Annotated in this window: 24 protein-coding genes and 2 pseudogenes; 10 read left to right on the top strand and 16 right to left on the bottom strand. The window is 65.7% G+C overall.

Features of this window, described 5'->3' with window-relative positions; genetic code table 11:
• Positions 1-25 precede the first annotated feature (25 nt).
• Entirely contained in the window at positions 26-2,890 is a 2,865-nt protein-coding gene (gene uvrA, locus FUT88_RS18120; RefSeq protein ID WP_147217188.1) for an excinuclease ABC subunit UvrA, read from the bottom strand.
• Between the two features lie 243 nt (positions 2,891-3,133).
• Between uvrA and FUT88_RS18115 the strand changes: the two genes are divergently transcribed.
• Both FUT88_RS18115 and FUT88_RS18110 read left to right on the top strand, forming a co-directional pair.
• On the top strand, positions 3,134-4,297 hold the full coding sequence (locus FUT88_RS18115; RefSeq protein WP_186829331.1) for an MFS transporter: 1,164 nt from the start codon (positions 3,134-3,136) through the stop codon (positions 4,295-4,297).
• 87 nt (positions 4,298-4,384) lie between these two features.
• Positions 4,385-4,933 carry a single-stranded DNA-binding protein gene (locus FUT88_RS18110; RefSeq protein ID WP_147217184.1) on the top strand — a complete coding sequence of 183 codons (549 nt, stop codon included), beginning with the start codon at positions 4,385-4,387 and terminating at the stop codon, positions 4,931-4,933.
• 89 nt (positions 4,934-5,022) lie between these two features.
• On the opposite strand, the gene FUT88_RS18105 is transcribed toward FUT88_RS18110, so the two are convergent.
• The 10 genes from FUT88_RS18105 to FUT88_RS18060 form a co-directional block, all read right to left on the bottom strand.
• Positions 5,023-5,283: a hypothetical protein gene (locus FUT88_RS18105; RefSeq protein ID WP_147217238.1), complete on the bottom strand. Its 261-nt coding sequence runs from the start codon at positions 5,281-5,283 to the stop codon at positions 5,023-5,025.
• Positions 5,284-5,306: 23 nt separating this feature from the next.
• On the bottom strand, positions 5,307-5,768 hold the full coding sequence (locus FUT88_RS18100; RefSeq protein WP_147217182.1) for a hotdog family protein: 462 nt from the start codon (positions 5,766-5,768) through the stop codon (positions 5,307-5,309).
• Positions 5,765-6,568 carry a beta-ketoacyl synthase chain length factor gene (locus FUT88_RS18095; RefSeq protein WP_147217180.1) on the bottom strand — a complete coding sequence of 268 codons (804 nt, stop codon included), beginning with the start codon at positions 6,566-6,568 and terminating at the stop codon, positions 5,765-5,767. Before FUT88_RS18095 ends, FUT88_RS18100 begins: the two co-directional genes overlap by 4 nt.
• Entirely contained in the window at positions 6,565-7,782 is a 1,218-nt protein-coding gene (locus FUT88_RS18090; RefSeq protein ID WP_147217178.1) for a beta-ketoacyl-[acyl-carrier-protein] synthase family protein, read from the bottom strand. Before FUT88_RS18090 ends, FUT88_RS18095 begins: the two co-directional genes overlap by 4 nt.
• Positions 7,783-7,854: 72 nt before the next feature.
• Positions 7,855-8,718 (bottom strand): polysaccharide deacetylase family protein, encoded by an 864-nt coding sequence (locus FUT88_RS18085; protein ID WP_147217176.1) that lies wholly within the window; start codon positions 8,716-8,718, stop codon positions 7,855-7,857.
• The gene (locus tag FUT88_RS18080) at positions 8,715-11,135 is read right to left on the bottom strand and encodes an MMPL family transporter (RefSeq protein WP_147217174.1); all 2,421 of its coding nucleotides are present in this window, start codon (positions 11,133-11,135) and stop codon (positions 8,715-8,717) included. The genes FUT88_RS18085 and FUT88_RS18080 overlap by 4 nt, the downstream gene beginning before the upstream one ends.
• 13 nt (positions 11,136-11,148) lie before the next feature.
• A complete protein-coding gene (locus tag FUT88_RS18075; protein ID WP_147217172.1) occupies positions 11,149-11,745 on the bottom strand; it encodes an outer membrane lipoprotein carrier protein LolA in 597 nt (198 codons plus the stop codon).
• Entirely contained in the window at positions 11,742-12,704 is a 963-nt protein-coding gene (locus FUT88_RS18070; protein WP_147217170.1) for an acyl-CoA synthetase, read from the bottom strand. Before FUT88_RS18070 ends, FUT88_RS18075 begins: the two co-directional genes overlap by 4 nt.
• Complete coding sequence (locus tag FUT88_RS18065) at positions 12,701-14,398, bottom strand: AMP-binding protein (RefSeq protein ID WP_147217168.1); 1,698 nt, start codon at positions 14,396-14,398, stop codon at positions 12,701-12,703. The genes FUT88_RS18070 and FUT88_RS18065 overlap by 4 nt, the downstream gene beginning before the upstream one ends.
• A 25-nt stretch (positions 14,399-14,423) precedes the next feature.
• The gene (locus tag FUT88_RS18060) at positions 14,424-15,098 is read right to left on the bottom strand and encodes a hypothetical protein (RefSeq protein WP_147217166.1); all 675 of its coding nucleotides are present in this window, start codon (positions 15,096-15,098) and stop codon (positions 14,424-14,426) included.
• Between the two features lie 406 nt (positions 15,099-15,504).
• Between FUT88_RS18060 and FUT88_RS18055 the strand changes: the two genes are divergently transcribed.
• Positions 15,505-15,765, top strand: a complete 261-nt coding sequence (locus tag FUT88_RS18055) for a phosphopantetheine-binding protein (RefSeq protein ID WP_147217165.1) — start codon at positions 15,505-15,507, stop codon at positions 15,763-15,765.
• Positions 15,766-15,819: 54 nt separating this feature from the next.
• Positions 15,820-16,590, top strand: a complete 771-nt coding sequence (locus FUT88_RS18050) for a glycosyltransferase family 2 protein (RefSeq protein ID WP_147217163.1) — start codon at positions 15,820-15,822, stop codon at positions 16,588-16,590.
• Between the two features lie 14 nt (positions 16,591-16,604).
• Here FUT88_RS18050 and FUT88_RS18045 read toward each other — a convergent pair whose 3' ends face one another.
• The gene (locus FUT88_RS18045; protein WP_147217161.1) at positions 16,605-17,183 is read right to left on the bottom strand and encodes a TetR/AcrR family transcriptional regulator; all 579 of its coding nucleotides are present in this window, start codon (positions 17,181-17,183) and stop codon (positions 16,605-16,607) included.
• A gap of 329 nt (positions 17,184-17,512) precedes the next feature.
• On the opposite strand from FUT88_RS18045, the gene FUT88_RS18040 reads away from it, so the two are divergent.
• Complete coding sequence (locus FUT88_RS18040; RefSeq protein ID WP_147217159.1) at positions 17,513-18,094, top strand: tetratricopeptide repeat protein; 582 nt, start codon at positions 17,513-17,515, stop codon at positions 18,092-18,094.
• A 152-nt stretch (positions 18,095-18,246) separates the two neighbouring features.
• Positions 18,247-19,080: a hypothetical protein gene (locus FUT88_RS18035; protein ID WP_147217157.1), complete on the top strand. Its 834-nt coding sequence runs from the start codon at positions 18,247-18,249 to the stop codon at positions 19,078-19,080.
• A gap of 111 nt (positions 19,081-19,191) precedes the next feature.
• Here FUT88_RS18035 and FUT88_RS18030 read toward each other — a convergent pair whose 3' ends face one another.
• From FUT88_RS18030 to FUT88_RS18020, 3 genes are read right to left on the bottom strand one after another with little or no spacing between them, the layout of a single operon-like run.
• Entirely contained in the window at positions 19,192-20,001 is an 810-nt protein-coding gene (locus tag FUT88_RS18030; RefSeq protein WP_147217155.1) for a c-type cytochrome, read from the bottom strand.
• Between the two features lie 49 nt (positions 20,002-20,050).
• Entirely contained in the window at positions 20,051-20,464 is a 414-nt protein-coding gene (locus tag FUT88_RS18025) for a DUF6691 family protein (RefSeq protein WP_147217153.1), read from the bottom strand.
• A gap of 1 nt (position 20,465) precedes the next feature.
• Positions 20,466-20,900, bottom strand: a complete 435-nt coding sequence (locus FUT88_RS18020; protein WP_147217151.1) for a YeeE/YedE family protein — start codon at positions 20,898-20,900, stop codon at positions 20,466-20,468.
• A gap of 202 nt (positions 20,901-21,102) precedes the next feature.
• Between FUT88_RS18020 and FUT88_RS18015 the strand changes: the two genes are divergently transcribed.
• Together FUT88_RS18015 and FUT88_RS18010 are read left to right on the top strand one after the other, a co-directional pair.
• On the top strand, positions 21,103-22,074 hold the full coding sequence (locus FUT88_RS18015; protein ID WP_147217149.1) for an alpha/beta hydrolase: 972 nt from the start codon (positions 21,103-21,105) through the stop codon (positions 22,072-22,074).
• 54 nt (positions 22,075-22,128) lie between these two features.
• Positions 22,129-22,922 (top strand): annotated as a pseudogene (locus tag FUT88_RS18010) (hypothetical protein).
• 16 nt (positions 22,923-22,938) lie between these two features.
• On the opposite strand, the gene FUT88_RS18005 reads toward FUT88_RS18010, so the two are convergent.
• Entirely contained in the window at positions 22,939-23,448 is a 510-nt protein-coding gene (locus FUT88_RS18005) for a gluconokinase (protein ID WP_147217236.1), read from the bottom strand.
• A gap of 232 nt (positions 23,449-23,680) precedes the next feature.
• Between FUT88_RS18005 and FUT88_RS18000 the strand changes: the two genes are divergently transcribed.
• Both FUT88_RS18000 and FUT88_RS17995 read left to right on the top strand, forming a co-directional pair.
• Positions 23,681-25,396 (top strand): AMP-binding protein, encoded by a 1,716-nt coding sequence (locus FUT88_RS18000; protein ID WP_147217148.1) that lies wholly within the window; start codon positions 23,681-23,683, stop codon positions 25,394-25,396.
• A 704-nt stretch (positions 25,397-26,100) separates the two neighbouring features.
• Positions 26,101-26,581: pseudogene (locus FUT88_RS17995) on the top strand (hypothetical protein); the annotation flags it as partial.

Raw genomic sequence — 26,581 nt, 5'->3', positions numbered from 1 at the left:
TTTTTTTGTTGCCGGATGACCGCGCTTACTTCCGCTTGAGCAGCGGCGCCAGGTACTTGCCGGTAAAGCTCGCCTTGCTCTTGGCCACATCCTCCGGCGTGCCTTTGGCAATGATCTGCCCACCGCCCGCGCCGCCTTCGGGGCCCAGATCGAGCAGCCAGTCCGCCGTTTTGATCACGTCGAGGTTGTGTTCGATGATCACGATCGTATTGCCGTGGTCGCGCAGCTTGTAGATCACCTTCAGCAGCAGCTCGATATCGTGGAAGTGCAGACCCGTGGTCGGCTCGTCCAGGATGTAGAGCGTGCGGCCCGTGTCGCGCTTCGATAGCTCGAGCGACAACTTCACGCGCTGCGCCTCGCCGCCCGACAGCGTCGTCGCCGATTGCCCCAGGCGGATGTAACCAAGGCCCACGTCCAGCAGCGTCTGCAGCTTGCGGCGCACCACCGGCACCGGCGCAAAGAACTCGTGCGCCTGCTCCACCGTCATCTCCAGCACTTCGGTGATGTTCTTGCCCTTGTAGAGCACTTCGAGCGTTTCGCGGTTGTAGCGCTTGCCGTGGCACACGTCGCACGGCACATACACGTCGGGCAGGAAGTGCATCTCGACCTTCAGCACGCCGTCGCCCTGGCATGCCTCGCAGCGGCCGCCCTTGACGTTGAACGAGAAGCGCCCCGGGTCATACCCGCGCTCCTTGGCCGACGGCACGCCGGCAAACAGCTCGCGGATCGGCGTGAACAGGCCCGTGTAGGTGGCTGGGTTCGAGCGCGGCGTGCGGCCAATCGGCGATTGGTCGACGTTGATGACCTTGTCGAAATGCTCCAGCCCGTCGATGCGATCGTGAGCTGCCGGCTCCGGCGTCGAGCCATACAGATGGCGCGCCACCGCGTGGTACAGCGTATCGTTGATCAGCGTCGACTTGCCCGAACCCGACACACCCGTGATGCACGTCAGCAGCCCGACCGGAATATCGGCCGACACGTTCTTCAGGTTATTGCCGCTGGCGTTGATGATGCGCAGCCAGCGCTCTTCGTCGGGCGCCGTGCGCTGCTTGGGCACCTCGATACGGCGCTTGCCCGACAAGTAGTCGCCCGTCAGCGACCCCGGCGATTGCTCGACCTGCTTGGGCGTGCCCTCGGCGATGATCTGACCGCCGTGCACGCCGGCGCCGGGGCCGATGTCGACCACGTAATCCGACGCGCGGATCATGTCTTCATCGTGCTCCACCACCAGCACCGAGTTGCCGAGATCGCGCAGGTGCTTGAGCGTGCCGATCAGCCGGTCGTTGTCGCGCTGGTGCAGGCCGATGGACGGCTCGTCGAGCACGTACATCACGCCGGTCAGCCCCGAGCCGATCTGCGACGCCAGCCGGATGCGCTGCGCCTCGCCGCCCGACAGCGTATCGGCGCTGCGCTCCAGCGACAGGTAATCGAGCCCGACGTTGTTCAGGAAGTTCAGCCGCGCGGTGATTTCCTTGACGATCTTGTCGGCAATCTCGCGCTTGGCGCCGTGCATGTTCAGCGTCAGGAAATACGTGAGCGCATCGCGCAGCGGCCAGCCGTTGATCTCGTAGATGCCGCGTGCCTGGTCGGCCTCGCCAATCTTGACGAAGCGGGCCTCGCGGCGCAGGCGGGTGCCGTGGCACTCGGGGCACGGCTGATTGTTCTGGTACTTGGCCAGCTCCTCGCGCACGGCGATGGAGTCCGTCTCCTTGTAGCGCCGCTCCAGGTTGGGGATGATCCCCTCGAACGCGTGTTCGCGCACCGTGGTCTTGCCGCGCTCGTTGATGTATGTGAACGGAATCTGCTGCTTGCCCGAGCCGTGCAGCACAATTTGCTGGATTTCGGCCGGCAGGTCTTCAAACGCCACATCGATGTCGACGTCGTAGAACGCCGCCAGGCTCTGGAGCATCTGGAAATAGAACTGATTGCGGCGGTCCCAGCCCTTGATGGCGCCCGACGCCAGCGACAGATTCGGAAATGCCACCACGCGCTTCGGATCGAAGAACGTGATCTGGCCCAGGCCGTCGCAGTGCGGGCATGCGCCCATCGGGTTGTTGAACGAGAACAGCCGCGGCTCCAGCTCCTGCAGCGAATACGAGCAGATCGGGCAGGCGAACTTGGAGCTGAAGCCGTGCTCCTTGCCTGTATCCATTTCCAGCGCGATGGCGCGGCCATCGGCCAGGCGCAGCGCGGTTTCGAACGATTCGGCCAGTCGCTGCTTGAGTTCCGGGTTGACCTTCACGCGGTCGACCACGACCTCGATCGAATGCTTGTCGTTCTTCTTGAGCTTGGGCAAGTTGTCGACTTCGTAGACCTTGGCCTCGGCCTCGTGCGCCGTGCCGCCGCCCGAGCGGATGCGAAAGCGCACGAAACCCTGCGCCTGCATCGCCTCAAACAGGTCAACGTGCTCGCCCTTGCGGTTGGCTACCACGGGCGCCAGGATCATGAGCTTGGTGTCGGCCGGCAGCGCCAGCACGGCATCCACCATTTGCGACACGCTTTGCGCTTCCAGCGGCTGGCCGTGATCGGGGCAGTAGGGCGTCCCGGCGCGCGCATACAGCAGGCGCAGGTAGTCGTGGATCTCGGTGACGGTGCCAACGGTGGAGCGCGGGTTGTGGCTGGTGGCCTTCTGCTCGATGGAAATGGCCGGCGACAGACCTTCGATCAGGTCAACGTCGGGCTTTTCCATCAGTTGCAGAAACTGCCGGGCATACGCCGACAGCGATTCCACATAGCGTCGCTGCCCCTCCGCATACAGCGTGTCGAACGCCAGCGACGACTTGCCCGACCCCGAAAGCCCGGTGATCACGATCAGCTGATTGCGCGGCAGATCGAGGTTGATGTTCTTCAGGTTGTGGGTACGGGCCCCACGAATCTTGATTTCGTCCATGTGCGGCTGAGTGCAGCTGAATGCGGCGTCGGGGTGCAGACCGCCTGCGGCAATCGGCGGAGGGGTGGAAAAGGGTAAGCCTGCTAATATACCGAACTTCGGTTTTGCTGGTATCTGCCCCCAGATGGGGCAATCCGTGAGACCGTTCAAGTGTTCTTGTCGCCGCTTTTTCTTCCTGGTTTTCGCGGCGGTTTCCGCACCATGTCCTCCGCTTCCCCATCCATGACTTCCGCCTCCGGCCGCATGAACGGCCTTGAGCTGCGCGCGGCCGCCTCGCTGGCCGGCATCTTCGCGCTGCGCATGTTGGGTCTGTTCATGATCATGCCGGTCTTCGCGGTGTTTGCGAAAACGCTGCCCGACGGCAACAACACCCAGCTCGTCGCCTTCGCCATCGGCGTATACGGCCTCACGCAGGCGGTGCTCTATATCCCGTACGGCTGGCTGTCGGATCGCTTCGGACGCAAGCCCGTCATCGTGACGGGGCTGGTGATTTTTGCGGTGGGCAGCCTGGTGGCGGCGTTTTCGCACAGCGTGGCGGGCATTGCCGTCGGGCGGGCCATCCAGGGCGCAGGCGCGATCTCGTCGGCGGTGATCGCCTTCGTGGCCGACCTCACGCGCGAGGAGCATCGCACCAAGGCCATGGCCATGATCGGCGGCAGCATCGGCCTGTCGTTTGCCGTCGCCATCGTGAGTGCGCCGGTCATCTTCCGCTGGGTTGGCATGCCGGGCATGTTTACGGCGATTGGCGTGCTGGCCATCGTCGCCATCGGCGTGGTGCTGTGGGTGGTGCCCAACCCGCCGCGTCCGCCCGAGCATGTGAAAGCGCCGTTCCGAGAAGTCCTGCGCAACCCTGAACTGCTGCGCCTGAACTTTGGCGTGTTCGCCCTGCACGCCACGCAGACGGCGTTGTTCGTCGTGCTGCCGCACATGCTGGAAGCCGCCGGCCTGCCGGTGGATTCGCACTGGAAGATCTACCTGCCGGTGATGGGCGTGTCGTTCGTGCTGATGGTGCCGGCCATCATTGCCGCCGAGAAGCGCGGCAAGATGAAGGCGGTGTTGCTGTCTGCCGTGGCGCTGGTGATGGTGGCGCAGCTGGCTCTGGGCGAAGTGAATCCGACGCTCGCCGCGCTGGCGATTGCGCTGCTGGTCTACTTCCTCGGCTTCAACGTGCTGGAGGCGTCGCAACCGTCGCTGGTGTCGAAATACGCGCCGGGCGTACGCAAGGGCGCGGCCATGGGCGTGTACAACACGACGCAGGCGCTGGGCCTGTTTGCGGGCGGTGCGGGCGGCGGCTGGATTCTGCTGCACGCGGGGCAGCATGCTGTATTCCTATCCTGCGCCGCACTGGCTTTTGCCTGGCTTATAATCGCCAGCCCCATGCAGATGCCGGCGTTGCGTCGGCACTAGGGCGGCATTCAGCGCTACACTTTCAGTCGGCTTTTTTTCGTTAGCCCTTTACGGCGGCATCCCTTCAATTACCTTCGGAAACTCATCATGGCGTCCGTCAACAAAGTCATCATCGTCGGCAATCTCGGTGCCGATCCGGAAACGCGCTACATGCCCAGCGGCGACGCGGTCACCAACATTCGCGTGGCCACCACCGACCGCTACAAGGACAAGGCCAGCGGCGAAATGAAGGAAGCCACCGAGTGGCACCGCATCGCCTTCTTCGGCCGTCTCGCTGAAATTGCGGGCGAATACCTGAAGAAGGGTTCGTCGGTCTACATCGAAGGTCGTCTCAAGACCCGTCAATGGGAAAAGGACGGCCAGAAGCAATACAGCACCGAGATCGTCGCAGACCAGATGCAGATGCTCGGCGGCCGCGGTGGTGAGGGCGGCGGCAGCGGTGGTGGCGGTGGCGGCTACTCGCGTGGCGGTGAAGGCGGCGGTGGCGGTGGTTACGGCGGTGGCCGCAGCCAAGGTCAAGGCCAAGGCGGTGGCTACTCCCGCGGCGGTGAAGGTGGCGGCCAGGGCGGCGGTGCACGTCGTCAACCGGCACCGTCGAATGGCTTTGAGGATATGGACGACGATATTCCGTTCTAAGTCCCTCTCGGCACCCAACAAAAAACCCGGCAGTCCGCCAAGGACGCCGGGTTTTTTTGTTGGCCTTCAGTGTGCAGGGTTGCGGCGTTCTAGTCGCTCTCACATGGCTTCTTGAAGAGATGCTTCACGCCGCATTTGGTCGCATGCGCCGCATTCTTCACGCCATGGCCAACCGTACGCGCGGCGTTGGCCGTCGCATGCCCGGCTTCCTTCGCGGCATGCCCGGTCTTGCGGGCCGCTTCCTTTGTGTCCTGCTTGATGTTTTCCTTGGTCTCTGACAAGTCGGCATGGGCCAGGGGACTGAGCAGCGCCAGCAGCAGCGCAGGGATCAAAAGCAGACGACCTTTCACGGCGGGAATCCTCACAAACAGGTTCATGCAACGGACGCGTCGAGCACCACGGCGGCGCGGCCGGTCAACAGGATGCGTGCGCCACTGCGCACGGTGAATCGGTACAGCACGTTGTTACCGTCGCCGCCGATGCGTTCAGCTTCGATGTCGAGCGGTGCGTCGATGGTGTCGAGACGCGATACGTGGGCTTCAACGCTGCGCACGCTGGCAAGAAAGCCGGCGCGCGGACGTGCTTGCGCAGCATCGCATAGAGCGCCGTGCACGGCCATCGCCTGAGCGGCGTATTCGATGCCGCAGACGGCAGCCAGTTGACCGTGCGAACGCAGCGGGTTGGCGGCGTCACGATGGCTTGTGGCGCGGCAATGGATGTGCGCATCGTCCCAGGCGACAACGGTGTCGAGCAGACACATCGCGCCGCTGTGCGGAATGCGCGCCGCGATCCAGTTGCGGTCGAGTGGCAGAGCCGGCTGCGCAGTTGACGTCATGGCATGCCGAAGGTGATGTCGATCTGCACGCGGGTCTCGGGCAAATACTCGAGCACCACGCGGCCTGCGCGCCGTGCGGCCAACGCTTCCAGCAGTGGCAGCGCGCGGGCTGCGGCGTTGCCGTGCCACAGGGTTTCCAGGCCGGTATGTGCCAACGCCGTCGGCGGCGCGTCGGTCAGCGCAACGTCAATGCGCGCGAGCGTGCGCGGGCCGGCTTCGGGCGCGAGCACCAGCGCCACTCCAAACGTGTCGGGCACGGGCCGCACCGCATTCAGCGGTTCCGGGTAGTCGCCGTCATAGGCGATCAGCAGCGTTGGCGTGGCGTCAATTGCGACCTGGCAGAGGCTGTCCAGCAGGCCGGCGGCAAAGCTGCCGTCGTACGCGCACAGCACGTTGGACGGCGCCATCGCGTGCGTGGCGATGCTCCAGTAGCCGGCTGGCGCGTTGTGCACGGAGTTGTGGAAGCGCGTGGGCGACAGTTTGCGATCGTCGCCTGCCAAGGTCTCGCAGATGGCGTTGCAGTTATGGCCGTCGCCGCCAGACGAGCTGAAGACCGTGGCCAGCGTCGCGGCATCGCGTCCGCTCGCTGCAACGGCTTCGTGGCCGACTGCCAGCGCGAGTTTCACTACCGGCCCCGTCCGACGACGTTCCACCGACGGCAGGCCGGCTGGCGGCGGCAATTCCGTCGGCGCGTGTGCGTAGGGTGCGCGGCCTGCGAGCACGTCAGCCGTGTGCGGCCAATCCTGCAGCCCGGGGCCCAGTACGCCGATGCTTTCGATGAAGACGCTCAGGCCCGTCATGACGCTCGCCCCACATCGCCTGCGCGGGCAAAGACCAGGCTGCAATTCGTGCCGCCAAAGCCAAACGCATTGCTGAGTGCCGCGCGAACAGGCGCGTCGCGGCTGGTTGTCAGGTAGTTGACGTTCAACGCCGGGTCGGGCTGCGTGGTGTTGATGCCGGCGGGCAGAAATTGATGGCGCAGCGCCAGCGCCGTAATCACGGCTTCCAACGCTCCCGCCGCGCCCAGCGTGTGGCCGGTCGCGCCCTTGGTCGAACTGCACGCCGTGCCGTCGAACAGCGCCTGGATGGCCCGCGCCTCCGCAGCGTCATTGCTGGGCGTGCCGGTGCCGTGCAGGTTGATGTAATCGATGTCCGTTGCGCTCAGGCCGCTGGTGGCGAGCGCTTGCGCCATGGCCGCGCGGGCGCCCAATCCTTCGGGATGCGGCGACGACATGTGATGCGCATCGCTCGATTCGCCAATGCCGAGCAGCAGGATGGCGTCGTCGTCCAGCGCGCCGTTGGCGTCGGGTGCGCGCTCCAGCAGCGCAAAGGCTGCGGCCTCGCCGATGGAGATGCCGTCCCGCGCCGCATCGTACGGTCGGCAAGGTTGCCGCGACAGCAGCTCAAGCGAGTTGAAACCGTACAGCGCGGTCAGGCACAGCGAATCGACACCGCCGACCACCGCCGCATCGATCAGGCCCGCCGCCAGCATGCGCCGCGCCGAGGCAAAGACCTTGGCGCCCGACGAGCACGCCGACGAAATCACCATGGCCGGCCCGCGCAGCCCAAAGTACGCACGCACAAAGGCGGCGGGCGAATAGATGTTGTGCGTCTGCGCGTAGTGAAAACTCGCCGGCAGCGCGCCCGTTTGCGGATCGCGCTGCTGATAGGCGCGTTCGGTTTCGAGAATGCCCGACGTGCTGGTGCCGATGAATACGCCGACGCGCGCGGCACCATGGCGCGCCTTGGCGGCTTCAACGCCTTCGGCAAAACCGTCCTGTGTGAGGCCGATCTGGGCGAGCCTGTTGTTGCGGCAATCGAAATCGGCCAGATCTGCACGTACCGGCGCGGCATCGGCTCCGGGCACTTCGCCGATCCACGTGTCGAGATCGGCGCGCGGAAAGGTGCACGGCGTGAGGCCGCCACGTTGGCCGCGCAACGCGTCGAGCGTGGCGTCAAGGCCACGTCCGAGGCAGCTCGTGGCGGTGAAATGCGTGAGCAGGACGGGCTTCACGGGCAGGATGTCGCGGCGATGGTGGGGTGGGATGGTCCGGCAGACTGGCGCGCCGATTCTTAACAAATTTTATCAAATGGCCATTTGCGGGCGGGTGGTCTGCGCGGGCTGAGCCGGGAGGGCAGCGCGCAACGTTGTCCACTGCAATTGCGCGCGCGCAGCGGCTTCCAGCACCTTCGGCAACACGGCCAGCAAAACGGGCGCGCCGTGTGCATCGCGCGCCGCGTGGCCGTCGTGGAGCAGCAGGATGTCTCGTGGCGCGAGACCGTGCAGCAGGCGGTGGGCAATGGCTTCGGCGTTGCGCGAGCGGGTGTCGAAGCCGCGGCGCGTCCAGCTCGCCAGTTGCAGGCCAAGCTGACACAGCACGGGCTCCAGAAACGGATTGCGCAGTCCGGCCGGCGCGCGGAAGAACAGCGGGCGCGTGCCGGTGATCTGCGTGAGCGTGTCCTGTGCGGCGGCAATCTCGCGCCGCAACGCGCCCGGCCCCTGCAGCGAGAACGTGTGCCGATGGCGCTGACTGTGGTTTTCCACCGCGTGCCCGCGCGCGACGATGGCCTCGACGCAGCGCGGGTGCCGCTGCGCCAATTCGCCGATGCAGAAGAAGGTGGCCTTGGCGCCGTATTGGTCAAGCATGTCCAGCACGCGCGGCGTGACATCGGGGTCAGGGCCGTCGTCGATGGTCAACGCGATCTGCCGCCCCGCCGTGGCGGGCAGATGCGTCCAGTTCGGGCCCAGCCAGCGGCTGCGCGGCCACAGACCACCGGCCATCAGCACCAGATGCGAGGCGACGACGCCACCGCCCGCCCACGGCCACGTCGATGGGTCGGCTGCGACGGCAACGGCCGCACCGGCGTGCAGTGCCAGGGCGCCGTTGATTAGCGGGCTCGGCTTCCAGCGACGGGCCGTGCCAAGCGGTGAGGTGGTCGGTGCGTTCATGCGGCGGCGTGCTGATCGTGATGGGCGCGTGGCGCAAGGATGGCGGCAAACACCAGCGCAAGCATGGCGCCCGGGCCGACGGTCAGCCCGAAGGTTTCGAGCATCGGCACGCGGGAAAACGCCAGCAGGCCGAAGCCGGCCACCGTCGCCAGATTGGCCACCAGCAGTGATACCAGCGTTTGCGGCGCAATGGCCTGCGTGCGTTGATTGAAGAACAGCGCGTAGTTCGAGCCCACGGCCACGATCAGCAGCATGCCGACCAGATGCAGGATGGTCAGCGGCACGCGTGCCAGCGCAAACCCGGCCGTCACCACCAGGACGGCCGCCACCAAGGGCGCCAACGCCCGGAGTGTCCGCTGCGGTGAGCGCAGCGCCACGAGCAGCAGCAACGCGATTGCCGCAAAACCCGCGAGCGACAGGCGAAGGTCTTCCCGCACGTAATCCATGTACAGCCGATCGGCTTCAACCTTCATGTCGACGAAGAGCGCGCCGGGCACGTTCGCTTGTGCGACGGCCGAGCGAATCGGGGCGGCGTCCAGGCTGGGACGATTTGTGGCGTTATTTGCCGTGGCCGGCGCGGCCGCTGGTGCACGCAGTGGCAGCATGGCGCTCCATTGGCCGGCGCGCTCGGTCAGCAGTGCGTCCACCGCCAATGCCATCGACGTGCCCTTCAGGTCTGCACGCCGCAAAAGGGGCTGCGTGCGTGCCGCCTCCACATCGGCGATGAACGGCGCGAAGAGATCGGGCTTCACGCGGATCGGCTGGTCTTCAACGGCGTTGCGCATGCGGGCGGCCAGCGCATCGGCGGGGGGCAGGCTTGCAAGGCGCGCTTGCTGCGTGGCATCGCTCGGCAGATAACGCGCGGGATTTTCGAAGCCGGCGAGCACGCCGTTGTCTACCAGCGGTTGCAGTTGCGCGGAGATCTTCTCGGCGCCTTCCAGCGCCGCCTGTTCCGTTGCAGCCGGAATCACCACCAGATAGCGCACATCGGGCGCACCCACGTCTGCGCGCAGGCTGGCGTCGAGCGCCTGGCTCTTCGCGGGCACGGGGCTCAGCGCGGCGAGTTCGCGGCTCCACAAGCCATCGCGGTGCAACACAAGCGCCGTACATGCGCCGATGAGCGCCGCCGCCAACAGCCAGCGCAGGCGCGGTGCGGCAGACGTCGCTCGCGTCAGCCACGTGCCCACGCGCGAGACATCACGCGTCGCTACTTCTGCACCACGCAGATGCGGCAACACGTAACGCGTCACGAGCGCGGCCGTCACCAATCCCACAATCGAATACAGCCCCAACTGCACAAGCCCCGGAAACCCTGAGAACAGCATCGACGCAAAGCCGCACACCGAGGTCAGCACACCCAGGCGAATGGTCGGCCAGTACGTGGCAATCCACGCGCGCAGGCTGTCATTTGCGGTGGCGCCGTGCAGACGGGCCGATTGCACAAACAGGTAGATCGAATAGTCGACCGCCTCGCCGATGAGCGTGGTGCCGAACCCGAGCGTGAGCCCGTGCACCGCGCCGAACGTCAGGCTGACGGCCGCCACGCCTGCCGCCACGCCGGACAGCACGGGCAGCAAGCCCAGCGCCACCGTGCGCGGCGAGCGGTACACCGTTAGCAGCAGTGCCACCACCAGCAAGAGGCTCACCGTGGAAAGCCGCTCGACGTCGCGCTTGATGGTGTCGCGTGACTCCACGGAGAACACGCCCGGGCCCGTCATCACGATGCGCGTTGACGTCGCGTTCGGCACGGTGCGGGCGGCCGCCTCGAATGCGCGGCGCACGGTATCGATGGCCTGTGCCTGCGCATCGGTGTCGGAGCCGGCCGCAGCTGTCTGCACGACCAGCACGGCGCGCTGGCCATCGCGCGATGCCCACACGCCATGCATCGACGACGGCAGCGCCGTGTTGTCGAGTTGGCCGACGAGCGCCGCCACCTCGCCGGTCGGATCGCGCGGCAGCATGTTCTTGGCGACGAGCCCGGCCGATGAACTGAGCAGGTCCAGACTTTCGCCCAGCGCCGCGTGCAGGCCTTCGGTGGAAAAGCGCTGTGGCGTGACAGCCGGGCTGAGCACGTAGCGGTGGTCGAAGACGAACTGCCGGTCGCGGGCCTCGCTCACGGGCTCGCCGTTATTGACGGCACTGAACCGTGCGTCGGCACGCAGCGTGGCGGCCAGCTGCTTTGACAGCGTTGCGCGCGTGACCGCGTCGCCGCCCTCGATGCCGACGAGGATGAGCCGCGACACCAGCCCCTCGCGCAATTGGTCGACCAGCACACGCTGCTCCGCACTCGGCGATCGCGGCAGAAACGCCGACAAGTCCGCCGTAAAGCTGGTACGTCCGATCACGACCGCGCACAGCAGCAGGCCGGTCAACCAGACCAGCACCGCAGGCCGACGCAGGGCGTGCAAGCGTTTCATGTGCGCGCCGTCCTCAGTTGCCGGGCACGCGTTGCAGGCGCATCAGCGAATGATCGCCGTCGGCCTGGCGGATGGCGACGCTGCGCAGCACGTCGCGCGTGCCTTCCAGCGTGATGGTGCTGACGACCTTCTGCATGCGTGCGTCGAGCGGCGAAAGCGTGAGCGTCCAGTCATCGCCGTGGCCTGCGATGGCGACCTTGTAGATCGCTTCGAGCGCGTAGCGGTTACCGGCCAGCGTCGCGCGGATGCTCTCGATAAAGGCGCCCAGCTCGGGGTACTGCGACAGCGGCATCGTGAACTTGCGCTGGTTGCGCTCGACGGTCAGCTTGTCGCCGTCAATCACGAGGTGCTCGGGCTTCGGCGCCAGGGTGCGCTTTTCCAGATGATCGGGCGCGACGAACACCAGCTCGCCGGAGGATTCGATGGGCTGCGCTGCGATCGAGAGCGTCTTTGTTTCCGTGAACGTCGCGCGCCCCGACTTGTTGCGTGCGAGGGTCGACATCAGTCGGTCGAGCGTCCAGGCGGTATCTGCGGCGTGGGCGGTCGCGGCCAACAGGCTGGCTGCGAGCATGGCCAGGAAGGCGCGGGGGAATAGGCGCGTTGCAGTCATGGCGTTGGGGTGGTCTGGCGCTCGGCCGGGGCGTGATCCTGCGCGCCGGCGGCGTCGGCATCCTGCCAGAAGTCGAAGTAATTGAACCAGTTGTAGGGCGCGATGCGGCAGTAGTGTTCAACGCGTTCCACATAGCGGGCGAGGGCGGCTTGCACGGCGGCGGCGCGGTCTTCGCGGCGCACATCGGTGAAGTCCGCCAACGGATCGAAATGTACGGCGTAGCGGTTGCCGCCGAGGTGCAGCCCCGTCATGAACAGCACGGGGCGCTTCAGCATGGCCGCCATGTGCAACGGCCCCACCGGAAACGCTGCAGGGCTGCCGAGAAAATCCATCTGCTGAACGGACGGCCCCGCGTCGCGCAGCAGCGTGCGATCGGCCAGCATGCCGACGAGCCGGTTGTCATCCAGCGCTTCGCGCACTTGCAGCATGGCGTCTACCCGGCCCAGCGGAATGACCTCCGGCGCCGCCGCCGGGTTGATGGCGGCAACCGCGGCGTTGATGTTGCGTGCGTTCTCTTCGTACATGGCGACGGCCACGCGCAGGTCCGGCACCGTGCGGCCGAGCGCCCGCACCACCTCGAAGCTGCCCAGGTGCGCGCCGAGCAGGAACGCGCCGCGCCCCTGCGCCAGCACGTCGTGCACGTGGTGCTGGCCCTGCAACCGGATGTCGAACAGATCGAAGCGGCCGCTGATCAGGTAGATGCGGTCATGGATGGTCGTGGCGAAGGTGAACATGTGGCGGAACACCTCACGCAGCGTGGCCGGCCGCCCGAGCGCGCGCTGCAGATAGTCACGCGAAGCACGCCGCGCCTGCGGCGACGCTGCGACGAAATACATCGCAATCAGCCACAGCAGGACGCGGCCAAACGGCCGCCCCAGCCGAAGAGACAGCCACGTCATCACCCGCAGCAGCGCGAGGTTGCTGCGCTCCGGACGCTCGGCCCAGTCGGTGCGCTTCATGCGGCAACGCCCTCCGGCGCCGATGCGGACAGCACGCCGCTGGCCACTTCGCGCTCGCCCGCGCGGATGGTGAAGCGCACGGCATTGCTCGCCGTCGTTTCGAACGCGAGGTCGAGCCATTCCCCGGGCGCCGCAGGGCTGAGAAACTTGGCTGAGCTGATCTTGCAAGCATCCAACGAGCGGCCCAGCGCCGCACCGATCGTGTGGAGCGCATGGTCGAGCAGCACCACCCCCGGCACGATCGGGTGACCGGGAAAATGTCCCGGCAGCGCCGGGTGATCAGCGGGAATGGTGAAGCGCATGGCGGGCTTGTCTGGGCTGCGATTCGAATGCTGTGCGACCAGCGCGGCCAGCGCATCGCGGGGCAGTTTGCCGGTCTCGTTGCGGGGCAGCGCGTCCACCAGCAGCAGCGGGCGCGGTAGAAATGCTGCATCGATGCGGTCGTGCAGCGCGCGCAGTACATCCGCTGCGCTCAGCCCCGGCGCTACAACCAGCGCCACGAGGCGCGTGACTGCCGCGCCGCCGTGCGTGCGTGGGGCGGCGGGCGTATCGTCCGGCATGTAGAACACGCCATCCTCCACACCCGGAATCGCATTGAGCTGGTGGTTCAGATACGCCAGCGACGACCGCTTGCCGGCAATGTTGATCAAGTCCGCCTTGCGCCCGTGCAGCAGAAAGTGCGTCTCGTCGATCAGCTCGATTACATCTCCCATCGGCACCGCGGCTTCGACGTGTCCGCCGTAGACCCACACGGCCGGGCCGTCGTCTTCCGGCGTGCCGGGGCGCGACTCCATGCGGACGTCGGGGTACAGGCGCCACGCGGTTTGCTGTGCGGTGCGGCGCGTTGCAATCTGGCCGGTTTCGGTGCTGCCGTAAATCTCCAGGAGCGGCGCGGACAGGCGCGTCTCGGCCTCCCGCGCCAGCGCTTCCGACAGCGGCGCAGTCGCCGACAGCACGAGCGATGCGCTCGGCAACGCAGGCTCCGATGCTAGCAATGCCCGCAGATGCACCGTCGAGGTCACCAGCACGCGCGGCTGCGGTACGGCTTCCAGCGCCTCCCGAATGTCCGCCGGATAGAACGGCTGCCGGTTGCTGAACGCCAAGCCGCCCTGCAGGGCCAGCAGCACCGTCACCTCAAAGCCGTACATATGCTGCGCCGGCACGGTGCCGACCAGCGTGAAAGCGCGCCCGTCGCTCAGGCCGAGGTGGTCGACTGCCGTGCGCATGCAGCGCACCAGCGCGCCCCACGTCTTGCGATGCGGCACCGGCGTACCGGTGGATCCGGACGTGAACAACACCGCCATGACCTGTGACGCGTCGATCTGCGGCACGTCGATGGGCGATGCGTCGCCGGTTAACGCGTCGGGATAACGGAAGCCTGGCAGGTCGACGGGGCATGCAGCCGCGTCGTGCAGGCAGAACACCTCCGGGGCGAACGCGGAGAGCTGACGCACCATCTGCGGCGTCTGCATGGGCGGCAGCAGGCTGACCTTGCCTGCCACCAGCGTCGCGCACAGGCCGACGGCAAAGCGGTAGCGGTCTGCGCAGGCGTTGAACACGTGGCCGCCGGGCGGCAGCATCGGGGCCAGCGCCATCACGTCGGCCAGGAACGTGCGCGCTGAAACGGGCGCGCCGTCACGCCAAGCGAGCGGGTGGTCGAGCGTTGAATGGGAGACCAGCGGGTAAGTCGGCATGAAGCAAATCTTGAGGCGTGTGGGTTCAGCGGGACCGCTCTGTGGCGATGGGTGTGGCGTGCCCCGATTGCTGCGATTGCCGATAGGCGCGTACCGCATCGAACAGGCTGGAGCGCGGCTCGCCGCGCAGCACGATGCGGCGGCAGAGGTATTCCGCCACGAACATCACGCCCACCAACGGCAGCGAAAGGTAGTTCGCGAACGTCGACCACGTTACGGTCGATGCCGTGGCAAACAAGACGGTGGACACGGCCGCGGTTGCGAGGAAGAACAGCGTCCATGCGAGCGTGACCTGCCGCGAGTAGCGCGCAATGCGCGGCGTGAGCGTGCCGTGCACGATGTGGGCAAAGCGCGTGCACAGCGGCTCGCGCCCCGCCACCAGCGTGCGGCCGAACACGTAGGCCATCATCAGGTTGAAGCTTGCATGTTCTGCGTACAGGCCCCAGTCGAAATGCATGGCCAGCGGCGCGCGCACCATCCACAGCACTGCACAGACGAGCAGCCACAGCGGCACCAGCCATGTGCGATGCGTGGAACGTGCGGCTGCCACCAGCGCAACTGCCAACGGCGGCACCAGTGCCATCGCAAGGCCCACGCCATGCGCGCCCGGCGTGGCCGCTGCGTAATGCGCGCCGACCTGATACGCCACCACGGCGCCCACGCCGGCAGCGCCGCGCGCAAAGCTGGTCAGTGGGTGCATGGCGGGACGAGGTGGCAGGAGTGGCACTGCATGGTTGTCAGTGAGCGGGCAAATCGATCATGGGGCGGGCACATTCTAGGGCCGCGGGCCTGTCTTGCCCGATCCCTTGGCGATGTGTTTGTAACCGGATGTACGGCGCTTGACAGAGCCTTCCTCGGTGCCCCTTCCCGCTTTGCGGTGCCAGACAAGCCGTTGAATCGTTTGCGTCACTTCCTGTCATCGTCGCGATATGCGGTCTTTGTCACGGTTTCGCGCTATACGGGGTGTGACCCTTCGTCTAGAATCCGCCTAGCTTAAACGACCCCCTTTCACAGGCTGGGCTGGACAAGGCAGGGGCTTCGGGCAAGGAGATCGTCGTTGGCTCTGCCGCAATCCCCACCGCATGCCGCCTGTGGTTGCAAGACCGATGAACGACCTGGAAAAAGAGCTCGCCGCGCTCATGATCGGCGAACTGAATCTCGAAGACATTCAACTCGATGCCCTGACCGCCGACACACCGCTGTATGGCGAAGGGTTCGGGCTCGATTCCATCGATATCCTCGAAGTTGCGCTGCTGATCTCCAAGAAATACGGCTTCGAGCTGCGCTCGGGCGATCCCGACAACCAGAAGATCTTCGCCTCGCTGGGCTCGCTCGCGGCCTACGTGGCAGCGCACCGCACGCGATAGGCTCGCGCCAGCGCCCGACGCATTCCGCTTTCAACGTTTGGCCGGACCGACGCCATGCCGATGACCGGCGCTTCCACCACGCACCTCGTTCTGATTCCCAGCTACAACCCTGGCCCCAAGGTTGACGACACCGTACGCAGCGCGCGTGCGCAGTGGAACCCTGTCTGGGTCGTGGCAGACGGCAGCACCGACGGCAGCACCGAACGCCTGCAGGCCATGGCCGCGCAAGACCCGGGGCTGCGCGTGATCGTGCTGCCGCGCAATCGCGGCAAAGGCGTGGCCGTGCTGGCCGGGCTGGAAGCCGCTGCCTCGGCAGGCTTTTCCTACGTGCTGACCATGGACGCCGATGGCCAGCATCCCGCAGACCTCATCCCCGAATTCATGGCCGCTTCGCAGGCTGCGCCCGACGCGATGATCCTCGGCCAACCGGTGTTCGACGCGACGGCGCCGCAGATTCGCGTGCACGGCCGGCGCCTCTCCAATGGCTGCGCAGACATTGAGACCCTGTGGGCCGGTATTGGCGATACGTTGTTCGGCTTTCGCGTCTATCCGATAGCGCCGCTCGCGGAGATCATGCGTCGGCACACATGGATGCGCGGTTTCGATTTCGATCCGGAAGCGGCGGTACGCCTATGTTGGGCGGGCGTGCGCCCGATCCGGCTGGCGGCGCCGGTGCGCTACTTCCGTGCGCACGAGGGCGGGGTGTCGCATTTCCGGTATCTGCGGGACAACGTCCTGCTCTTCGGGATGCATCTGCGCCTGACGGCGGAGGGCATGCTGCGGTTGCCGTCGATGATTGCGCGTCGGGTGCAGCGCGGTTGGTAGCTTGCGCGGCGGGATCAGACCGCTTCCGTGGCGGCCCTGGCCTGGTTCAGCAGGGTTTCGGCGGCGTGCCAGGCTTGCGACGCGGCGGACGGATCGCCGATCGCGCGGGCGTCGGCCGTGGCGCCCGACAGCAGCATCACGTAGACCCCCGCAAGTTGCCGTGCCGTCTTGGCGGGCACCACATCCTTGAGCAGCGTTTCCATCATGGCGAGCAGATCGTCGCGGTAGCGCACCGCCACGTCGGTCACCTTGGGGCAGGTGGCGCCAAACTCCGCCAGCGCGCGTTCGAACAGGCAGCCCGCAAACTCGGGGGTGCGGAACCACGTGCCGTACCAGTCGAAGATGCCCTTGAGGCGGGCGGTGGCGTCGGGCATGGGGCTGAGCTTCTCTGCAATGCTGCCCATGACGAACGTATAGCGCTGCTCCAGCACTTCCTTGATCAGATCTTCCTTGCCGGCGAAGTGGCGGTACAGCGTCATACGAGCAACGCCCGACTCATCGATGATCCAATCGACGCCCACGGGGTGAAAGCCGTGCTGGGAAAACAGCTCGCCGGCCTTGTCCACCACCTGTTGGCGCTTGCTTGCGCGCATTGCCACCTCTCTTGATTGCTGTGCCGCATCTTAGCATCGGCGCTTTGTTGCGACCTTGGGGATCTGCCCCGAACCCGATTGGCCGCAAAGTGTTGTTGCCATGTCAGCTTTACGCTTTGATAACACAACGGCGCCGGCTTCCCGCTAAAGTAGACCGATCTATATCATGTGCCCGCAAACCGTGCGGGGACGCGGAAGGGAAAGCATTGTGCGGCCGATCTGGCGGCGCCGGTTTTGCGAACGGGATCGCAAAAAACGACCGGCACTCGCCAGGCGCTCAACGGACTTTCTCTCCAATCAACAGCAACAATAAAAAGAGGGTCAGGCGAATGCGGAATCGTTTGCTGATGTTGGGGGTCGTGTCACTGCTGGCCGCGTGTGCCCAGCCGCAGCCGCCCAGCGATGTGGTGCGGGTATGCGACGACCGCGGCTGTGCCGATCGGCCGAAAGCCCAGGTGTCGTTTGACCAGGCGAATATCCCCGACGAAGATCCGCGCATGACCGCCCTCAAGGAAGTTGCCAAGCGAGAGCCGAAGGCCGCCTACGACCTGGGTCTGCGCTATTTCCGCGGCGACGGCGTCCGCCAGGACAGCTACCAGGCACTGAACTGGATGCGCGAGGCGGCCGAGCACGGCAACCTGCAGGCGCAGAAGGCGCTCGGCGCGTTCTACCTGTTCGGGCTGGAAGAGATGGGCTCCGACCCGCGCGAAGCCGAAAAATGGCTCTCGATTGCCGTGAGCCGCGGCGACAAGGAATCGAAGAAGCTGCTTGAGCAAGCCCGCGCCGCCAAGAAATCCGACGAAGACGACTACAAGTGGCGCGCGCAATGGCGCAGCACCTATTACGGCTATTGGTATTCGGGCTATCCGTACCTCGGCGTCTGGCGTCAGACGAGCTGGTACTGGTATTGAGCAGACGCCGCAGTCATCCGTTTCAAAGCGTTTCAAGGCAGTTCGGGGAGGGGGAAAGCCTGTTGCACACCTCGCACGCCTGATCAAGGGGGGCTTATTGAGTCGCAGGACGCATAAGCCGAACATCGACTCAATGTGAGCCACACAACAATATGAACACCAATCTTCTCAGCCGCACTGCCAAGGCCGCAGGCGTAGCACTGATCACCGCTTCCCTGACCGCCTGCGCTGGTGGCGGCATGGTCACTCCGGGCGGCCAGAACGCTGGCGTGAGCGGCGCTGCGGCCGGCGGCTCGAGCGTGGGCGCAGATCCGACGCTCGAGCGCTGCGCCTCGCCGCTGGGCACCATCGCCATGGATGACGGCCGCAACGCCGACTGGTACGGCCAGTTCGGCAGCGCCACCAAGGTGACGACGATCGATCCGCTGCTGCGCATGGCCGTGCAGCAATCGAACTGCTTCGTGATCACGTCGATCGGCAACCAGAAGACGGACGCGCGCCTGTCGCGCATCACCGATCTGCAGCGCAACTCCGGCGAATACCGCGCCGGCTCGAAGCAGCAGAAGGGCCAGCGCGTGGCGGCTGATTACTACATGGAGCCGCAGATCATCATCAACGACTCGCCGATCGGCGGGGTGGCAGGTGCCGTGGGCGGCCTGCTCGGCAACAGCGCCATCGCCGCGCTGGCCGGCAGCGTGAAGTCGAAGGCTTCGGTCGTGACGCTGACCCTGTTCGACGTGCGCTCGGCCGTGCAGATCGCCGCCGCCGAAGGCAGCTCGACCGCGACGAACTACGGCGCCGTGCTGGCCGGTTTTGGCGGTGGCGTGGGCGGTGGCCTGGCAGGCTTCTCGGCGACGCCGGAAGGCAAGGCCACGGTGGTCGCCTTCATCGACGCATGGAACAAGATGGTCGTCGCCCTGCGCAGCTACAAGGCGCAAGACGTCAAGGGCGGCCTGGGCCGCGGCGGTCAGCTGAAGGTCAACTGATCAGGATTGAACGGGGAAAGCACTGCGAGGGCGTTCAGCGCCCCGAAGTGCGAAAGCAAAAAGCCTGCGGCGGTTGCGTCGCAGGCTTTTTGTTTTTGAATCGGGCGGCGCTCAGCGCGCGTCTTTGGGCTTGTCGCCCTTGGGCCAGTCCTTGGCGCGCGCGGCATAGTCGGGGCGGGGCTGCTGGGTAAAGAAGGCTGCCACGTCCACGGCCTCCTGCGCGGTCAGCGTGCCGCCCTGACCCAGCGGCATGTTGTGCTTCACGAAGGCCGCGGCGGTGTACATGCGGGCCATGCCCGCGCCTACGTTGAACGAATCCTTGCCCCATAGCGGCGGCATCAGGTAGCCGCCTTGCGGGTTGGGCAGCCCCTGGCCCTCGACGCCATGGCAGGCGGCGCAGCGCTGGGCGTAGATCGCTTTGCCGTTGTCGCGGTTCGGGGCGAGCGCGGTGTCGATCTTTTCAAAGCCGCGCCCCGTGACGTTGGTGCCCACGGGCACGCCGCTGGAGAGCCATTTCATGTAGGCGAGGATGGCGTTCATGTCTTCGCCGTCGAAGGCGATGGGCTTGCCGTTCATCGAGCGCTGGAAGCAATCATTCACGCGCTGCTGCAGCGAGATGACTGCGCCGCTGCGTGAGCGGTACTCCGGAAACGCGGCAGTCAGCCCCACCCATGGTGATGCGTAGGGCGTCGTGCCGCCATTGAGGTGGCAGCTCGTGCAGTTCAGGCCGTTGCCGACGTTGTGCGGCAGCTGGCGCTTGGTGTCGGTGAGGATCAGCTTGCCGCGCTTGATGGCGTCGCCCATGGGGCCGGCGGGGATGGTGGCTTCGTCCGGTACCGGCAGCGTCGCCGGCGTTGTTTGTGCGAAGGCGGATGTGCCGATGGCCAGCGCCAATGCAGCGCCGAGTGTGCGGAGCGTCATGTTGTCCCCTGTAGGTTTGTTGTGGTTGATATGCGGCAGTGCCGCCTGGCTAGCGCTTGCGTTGCAGCCACGTGAAGACGGCCATGCCCACCAGCATGGCGGCGACAAAGCCGACAGCCTTTGGCACGCCCGCGCCCAGCGCCACCAATGCCGGCCCCGGGCAGAAACCTGCCAGCCCCCAGCCGATGCCGAAGACGGCGCTGCCGAGCACGAGCCGCGTCGTCACGCCAGTGGCTGACGGCAATTGGATCAGCGTGCCCAGCCACGAGCGACCGCGCCGCCGCGCCACAAAAAAGGCGATCGTGCCGACGGCAATGGCTCCGGCCATCACGAACGCCAATGAAGGGTCCCATTGACCGAACAGATCCAGAAAGCCGAGCACCTTGGCTGGATTGGCCATGCCCGACACGATGAGCCCCGCGCCAAACAGTAGGCCCGCAACGAGCGCGATCACGATGGCCATGTCAGCCTCCGACCACGTGGCGCACCACGAAGACGGTCACGATGCCGGCCGTCATGAAGGTGAGCGTGGCCACCAGCGAGCGCACCGAGCCGCGCGACAACCCGCACACGCCGTGGCCGCTGGTGCAGCCGCCTGCGTAGCGCGTTCCGATGCCGACCAGGAACCCGGCCGCCAACACCTCGCCCCAACCTCCGGCGATTTCCGGAACCACGGGGTGACCAAGCAGCGCGGCAATCACCGGTGCGCCCATCAAGCCGATCAGGAAGGCGATGCGCCAGTCCATATCGCCGCGCGGGCGCAGCAGCAGCCCACCGACGATGCCGCTGATGCCGGCAATGCGGCCTGCGCCCAGCACCAGCACGGCTGCCGCCAGCCCGATGATCAGGCCGCCGACGAGGGCAGCGCCGGGAGTGAAATGTGCAAAGTCGATCGACATGGGAAAAAAGGTCGCAGGGCGGAAGACAATCTAGATTCCAATAATATATAAATTTATAGATTGTTGGTCATGCCGGGGCAAGTAAGGGCCAAGCCGTCCGGGCGTTGCCCGATGGGGACACTCGCGCCAAAACAGGGCGGGAACCGATTGTCTGGGCAGTGCTTCCTCGCTAGGCTGGGGTTTTGCAGCGGAGGGTTGCCCGATGAGCTGGCAGAACTGGGTCGTCTCACGAATGGTGCGCAACCAGGTCAAGAAGCCGACCGAGCGGGAGCCCTTCGATCCCATCGCCACGCGCCTGCATGCCGAGAAGCGCAAGATGCCTTTGCCGGTGGAGCTGCCGCCGGACTGGCGCATCGTGCCGGCCATTGGAGCCCACGGCGATGGCCTCACCGGCGAATGGATCGAACCCGCCGATCCGGACCTGCACGACGACGCGCCGGTCGTGCTTTACCTGCATGGCGGCGGCTACTTTTTCTGCAGCCCGCGCACCCATCGCCCGATCACCATTGGGCTCGCCACGCATGCGCGGGCGCGTGTGTGCGTGCCGGACTACCGGTTGGCACCTGAACATCCCTTTCCAGCCCCGGTGGAAGATGCGCTGTCGACGTATCGCACCCTGCTCGCCCAGGGCGTGGCGCCATCGCGCATTGTCGTGGCGGGCGATTCCGCTGGCGGCGGACTGGCGTTGGCGTTGCTCGTGGCCTTGCGCGATGCGGCGGACCCGCTGCCGGCGGGCGCGGTGCTGTATTCGCCGTGGACGGATCTTGCCGCCACCGGCCAGAGCCTGATCGACAACGATGAATCCGACGTGATGTTTCGCGGCGCATGGATGGCGCACGGGGCCGCGTTGTACCTGGGTGATTCGGGCGCGCCGACCGACCATCCGCTCGCCTCGCCGCTGTATGCCGATTTCACGGGCTTGCCCACGCTGCACTGCTATGTCAGCACGAGCGAAGTGCTGCGCGACGACACCCTCCGAATGGCCGAGCGCGCGCGGGCGGCCGGGGTATCCGTTTCGGTAGAAATGGGGCGGCGGCTTCCGCACGTGTGGCCGATCTTCTATCCTTTCCTTCCAGAGGCGCGCGTAGCGCTCAAACGATCGGGCGAGCAGATCAGGCGACTGGTTGCCGCCCAGCATGAGAACCGAGAACCGGTGGAACTGACACCGGCATGACCCAACCGGCGCCCCTGCGTAGCCCGGTCGGGATGCGCAAACGGGGAGCCCAGCATGCGTCGGGTGGTGGTATTGGGTGTGGTGCTGGCCGTGGCGGCCGTGCCTGGCAGTGGAGTCGGCTGCATCGGCTGAGGCTGGCGGATGTGCGCTTTGCGCCGATCGAAAACGTCGCGGCCGCGACCGGAACAACGGGCGCCCACGCCTTCAATGCCAACAAATCGCACTGGCTCAAGGCGTGCGACCAGGCGTTGGGCCCGATGCGCGTGGAGGTGCGTGCCACCGAAACGCCGCTGTCCTTTTCCAACGACCGCTCGGTCGAGCAGCTCACTGCCGAAGCGCCACCGTACGATCGCTCAGCGCGCGTGCTGGGCAAGACGTATGCGACGCTGCTGGCGCGCTTCGACGTGACGAGCCGATACATGGCGATCGCCACGCAGCCGGCCACGACCTGCCTGCGGCCGTCCATTTCGGTGGAGCTGGTGCTGAACAATTTTCGGGTGACCGTCGCGCGCGAATTTGCGCCGGGCACGTGCGCGTACAACGCCATCCGCGAGCACGAATTGCGGCATGTGGCCGTCAACCGCGCCGTGCTGCCGCACGCTGCCGAGGTCATCCGCAAGGAGATCGAGAGCGAATACGGCGGCCGGCTCTACTTTGGAGACCCGGACCGCATTGCCGCCGATTTGCAGGCAGCGCTCACGCGCCATTGGCTGCCGCGTGCGCAATCGCTGATCGAACTGGGCTTGCAGGCGCACGAGCAGATCGATACGCCGCGTGAGCAGGAGCGCATGAGCCGCGTGTGCAACGGCGAGGTGCAGGCCGTGTTGCAGCAACTTACGCGCAGCTAGCGCTGATCGGGCAGGTTCAGGCGGCCGGGCGGTGCGCGGCGCGTGCCTGCAGTTGCGCGACAGCCTCGTCGACGATGGCTTCGGGCGGCAGCGCGATGTCGACGACGACGGCGTCGGTCGGCTCTTCCAGTGCGTCGAACTGGCTGCGCAGCAGGTTCGGGTTGAAGAAGTGGTCTTTCCGTGCAGCAAGGCGGCCTTGCAGCAGATCGAAATCGCCCTTCAGATAGACGAATTCAGCGTTGCCGGCGGGGCCGCGCAGCACGTCGCGGTAGCGCTGCTTCAGCGCTGAGCACGCCACCACCAGCGATTGCCCGTTGCTTGTCTTCTCGTCCATGTAGGCGCGGATGGATTCGAGCCAGGGCTTGCGGTCGTCGTCGTTCAGGGGAATGCCGGCGTGCATCTTGGCGCGGTTGGCCTCGGAGTGGAACTCGTCGCCATCACGGAAAGCGCAGCCCAGCCGCTCGGCGATCTTCTGGCCCACCGTGGATTTGCCGCAACCCGAAACACCCATCACTACTACGATCATCGTCATTCCCTACGAGCAAGAAAGCGCAAAACATCAGGCCGGCATGTTAGCGCGTTGAAGACGACGCCCACCGATTTTTGCTGCTGCAGCGCAGCAATTGTTCCGCGTCATTGTTCGTCGGGCAACGGATTGCCAAATACGTCAACCTGCGTCAAATTGCGTTTGAAGCAGTGGTTACAAATCATTCAGAACAAGGCCCCAAAAAGGCCAACGTTGATTGGAGGAGACATCCATGGCTGGTGAGGTTTTCGACGCGCGACCGCGCAACGGTGTGTCGTATGTGGTGGGCGATACGTCGGTACCGCTCGCACATGTCACGGTCTCGGCGTTGCTGGCGGATACCGTGGGCCGCTGCCCCGACGACGAGGCGGTCGTGTTCCGCGAGCAGAACGTGCGCTGGACGTGGCGCGCCTTTGCCGAACAGGTCGACGCGCTGGCCGCCGGCCTGCACGCGCTGGGACTGGAGCGGGGAGATCGCATCGGCATCTGGTCGCCCAACCGCGTCGAATGGGTGCTCACGCAATTCGCGACGGCGCGCCTGGGGCTCATCCTCGTCAACATCAACCCTGCGTATCGGCTTTCAGAGCTGGAATACGCGCTCAACAAGGTCGGCTGCAAGGCCATCGTGGCGGCCGAAGCGTTCAAGACTTCGCGCTACCTGGAAATGCTGCAGACGCTCGCGCCCGAGCTGGCGACCGCGCAGCCCGGCGCATTGAATGCCGCCAAGCTGCCGGCGCTGCGCTGGGTCATCCGCATGGGCGAGGCCAATACGCCCGGCATGCTCAACTTTGCCGAGGTGATTGCGCGCGGAAAAAGCGTACCCGTTGATGCGCTCGATGCCATCACGGCCACGCTGTCGCCTGACGACGCCATCAACATCCAGTTCACCAGCGGCACGACAGGCGCGCCGAAGGGCGCCACGCTGACGCATGTGAACGTCGTCAACAACGCGCGCTTCGTTGCCATGGCGATGAACCTGCGGGGCGGCGATCGGCTGTGCATTCCGGTGCCGCTGTATCACTGCTTCGGCATGGTCATGTCGGTGCTGACCTGCACGGCCACGGGCGCGTGCATGGTGTTCCCGGGCGAAGCATTCGATCCGCTGGCCACGCTGCGCACGGTGGCGGAAGAGCGCTGCACGCAACTGCACGGCGTGCCGACCATGTTCATCGCGCAGCTCGAACATCCGGACTTCAAGAGCTTTGACGTATCCACCCTGCGCGGCGGCATCATGGCCGGATCGCCGTGCCCCATCGAGGTGATGAAGCGCGTCGTGTCGGAGCTGAACCTGCGCGAGGTCACCATCGCATACGGCATGACGGAAACGAGTCCCGTCTCCTTCCAGAGCGCCGTGACCGATCCGCTCGACAAGCGCGTGACCACGGTCGGCCGCATCCAGCCGCATCTGCAGGTCAAGCTCGTGGACGGTGCGGGCGAGGTGGTGCCGGTGGGCGAGAAGGGCGAGCTGTGCACCAAGGGCTATTCGGTCATGCTCGGCTACTGGGACGACGAGGCCAAGACCGCCGACGCCATCCACGACGGCTGGATGCGCACGGGCGATCTGGCAACGTTCGATGCCGAGGGCTACTGCAACATCGTCGGCCGCGTGAAGGACATGCTGATCCGCGGTGGCGAGAACGTTTACCCGCGCGAGATCGAAGAATTCCTCTTCCGGCATCCGAAGGTGCAGGCCGTCAACGTGTTTGGCGTGCCCGACCCGAAGTACGGCGAAGAGGTCTGCGCGTGGATCGTCCTCAAGCCCGGCCAGCAGGCCACGGAAGACGAAATCCGTACGTTCTGCCAGGGCCAGATCGCGCACTACAAGATTCCGCGCTACATCCGCTTCGTCACCGAGATGCCGATGACGGTGACGGGCAAGGTGCAGAAGTTCGTCATGCGCGATCGCATGATCGAAGAGCTCAAGCTGACGGTGGCCGCCACGGCCTGAAGCGAGCTCGCAGTTTCGCAGTTGAAATGCGAACCGGTTGCGCGCGGCTTTTCGTTGCCATGACGATGCTTGCCGCGCGCAATTTTGTTTGCCTGCCCGGGGCAAGCCGCGAGGTAAAAACCGAGACACGTTTCCCGCATGCGTCTTGCTGATAGGGGGCGCTCGCAGCCGAGCGGCCGCAAGAGGCCCCCAGCTCGCGATACAAACGTCGTCGAGACACGCAACCCGACGCAACGTGCGCCACGGGATGCTCTGTCGGCGCAGGGCTGCCGCTCATGCAATGTGAGCGCCGATGCGCCGATGTATCACGCCTGAAACACCCAGCCAATCGCCTGTCTCAAACACCGGCGCTGCGCCCATCCGTCCGTGTGGTTTGCGTCTTGGCGCGAAGGTCATGCATGCCATGGCCGCCGTGCGTTCCATGGCGTTGTATCGGCGCTGCAACCGGAAGGGCCCAAACAACCCCTCAAACGTTGCACATCTCGACACGATTGCGCGGCACGGCCCGCGCTTATGTGCGCGCGTGCCGGTGAAACTTTTGCGTTTTCAATTGCTTAGAACCGCGGTGTCGGGCGGACCCGGAAGTTGGCACCGATTATGCAAACGAGCCGCCCCGGGGTGGGTCATGTTGTTCCCACAGGCAGAGCGCGCCGGCCTGACTGGCTGCGTTTCCAGCCGTCCCTCTCACCTTTATGGAGTGCGTTATGAAGAAGACCTTACTGGCCACCGCGATCGCCATGGGATTGGGGGTCTCTGGCGTTGCATTGGCCGATATCGGGAATACGGCGTCTGGCGCGGGTGACAAGACCCAAACCAACACGTCGACCATCACCAGAACCAATACGAGCACAGACACGACGACGAGCACGGCAACCACCACAACCACCACGGCAACCGACAACTCGAATCAGCACAACAACCAAAGCCAGGGCAGCAACCGCGACAACAGCGGCTGGGTCAACGCCGATGGCTATGGCACCGCTGCGGCCAACAACGGCGGCACGGCAACGGCAACCTTCACCAATTCCTTCAACACCAGCAAGGCGATTGCCGTCTCCAAGCTGGACGGCACCGTCACCAACATCAGCGTGTCGGGCATCGGCAACGTCGCCACCAACAATGGCGGTTCGGCCAATGGCGGGGCTGGAGGACGTGGCGGATACGGCTACGGGGGTGCCGGCGTTG

This window comes from Ralstonia sp. TCR112 (genome assembly GCF_007997035.1).
Lineage (GTDB): Bacteria > Pseudomonadota > Gammaproteobacteria > Burkholderiales > Burkholderiaceae > Ralstonia > Ralstonia edaphi.
The sequence above is the reverse complement of the archived record's forward strand: the minus strand, read 5'-3'. Positions and strand labels throughout refer to the sequence as shown.

Excerpts from the sequence above, each read along its gene's own strand:
- FUT88_RS18060 (WP_147217166.1), bottom strand. The coding sequence starts at position 15,098 with ATGCACCCACTGACCAGCTTTGCGCGCGGCGCTGCCGGCGTGGGCGCC.
- FUT88_RS18065 (WP_147217168.1), bottom strand. The coding sequence starts at position 14,398 with ATGCCGACTTACCCGCTGGTCTCCCATTCAACGCTCGACCACCCGCTC.
- FUT88_RS18095 (WP_147217180.1), bottom strand. The coding sequence starts at position 6,568 with ATGACGGGCCTGAGCGTCTTCATCGAAAGCATCGGCGTACTGGGCCCC.
- uvrA (WP_147217188.1), bottom strand. The coding sequence starts at position 2,890 with ATGGACGAAATCAAGATTCGTGGGGCCCGTACCCACAACCTGAAGAAC.
- FUT88_RS18115 (WP_186829331.1), top strand. The coding sequence starts at position 3,134 with ATGAACGGCCTTGAGCTGCGCGCGGCCGCCTCGCTGGCCGGCATCTTC.
- FUT88_RS18050 (WP_147217163.1), top strand. The coding sequence starts at position 15,820 with ATGCCGATGACCGGCGCTTCCACCACGCACCTCGTTCTGATTCCCAGC.
- FUT88_RS18015 (WP_147217149.1), top strand. The coding sequence starts at position 21,103 with ATGAGCTGGCAGAACTGGGTCGTCTCACGAATGGTGCGCAACCAGGTC.
- FUT88_RS18080 (WP_147217174.1), bottom strand. The coding sequence starts at position 11,135 with ATGAAACGCTTGCACGCCCTGCGTCGGCCTGCGGTGCTGGTCTGGTTG.
- FUT88_RS18035 (WP_147217157.1), top strand. The coding sequence starts at position 18,247 with ATGAACACCAATCTTCTCAGCCGCACTGCCAAGGCCGCAGGCGTAGCA.
- FUT88_RS18020 (WP_147217151.1), bottom strand. The coding sequence starts at position 20,900 with ATGTCGATCGACTTTGCACATTTCACTCCCGGCGCTGCCCTCGTCGGC.
- FUT88_RS18000 (WP_147217148.1), top strand. The coding sequence starts at position 23,681 with ATGGCTGGTGAGGTTTTCGACGCGCGACCGCGCAACGGTGTGTCGTAT.
- FUT88_RS18070 (WP_147217170.1), bottom strand. The coding sequence starts at position 12,704 with ATGAAGCGCACCGACTGGGCCGAGCGTCCGGAGCGCAGCAACCTCGCG.
- FUT88_RS18030 (WP_147217155.1), bottom strand. The coding sequence starts at position 20,001 with ATGACGCTCCGCACACTCGGCGCTGCATTGGCGCTGGCCATCGGCACA.
- FUT88_RS18100 (WP_147217182.1), bottom strand. The coding sequence starts at position 5,768 with ATGACGTCAACTGCGCAGCCGGCTCTGCCACTCGACCGCAACTGGATC.
- FUT88_RS18040 (WP_147217159.1), top strand. The coding sequence starts at position 17,513 with ATGCGGAATCGTTTGCTGATGTTGGGGGTCGTGTCACTGCTGGCCGCG.
- FUT88_RS18055 (WP_147217165.1), top strand. The coding sequence starts at position 15,505 with ATGAACGACCTGGAAAAAGAGCTCGCCGCGCTCATGATCGGCGAACTG.
- FUT88_RS18075 (WP_147217172.1), bottom strand. The coding sequence starts at position 11,745 with ATGACTGCAACGCGCCTATTCCCCCGCGCCTTCCTGGCCATGCTCGCA.
- FUT88_RS18110 (WP_147217184.1), top strand. The coding sequence starts at position 4,385 with ATGGCGTCCGTCAACAAAGTCATCATCGTCGGCAATCTCGGTGCCGAT.
- FUT88_RS18005 (WP_147217236.1), bottom strand. The coding sequence starts at position 23,448 with ATGATCGTAGTAGTGATGGGTGTTTCGGGTTGCGGCAAATCCACGGTG.
- FUT88_RS18045 (WP_147217161.1), bottom strand. The coding sequence starts at position 17,183 with ATGCGCGCAAGCAAGCGCCAACAGGTGGTGGACAAGGCCGGCGAGCTG.
- FUT88_RS18025 (WP_147217153.1), bottom strand. The coding sequence starts at position 20,464 with ATGGCCATCGTGATCGCGCTCGTTGCGGGCCTACTGTTTGGCGCGGGG.
- FUT88_RS18085 (WP_147217176.1), bottom strand. The coding sequence starts at position 8,718 with ATGAACGCACCGACCACCTCACCGCTTGGCACGGCCCGTCGCTGGAAG.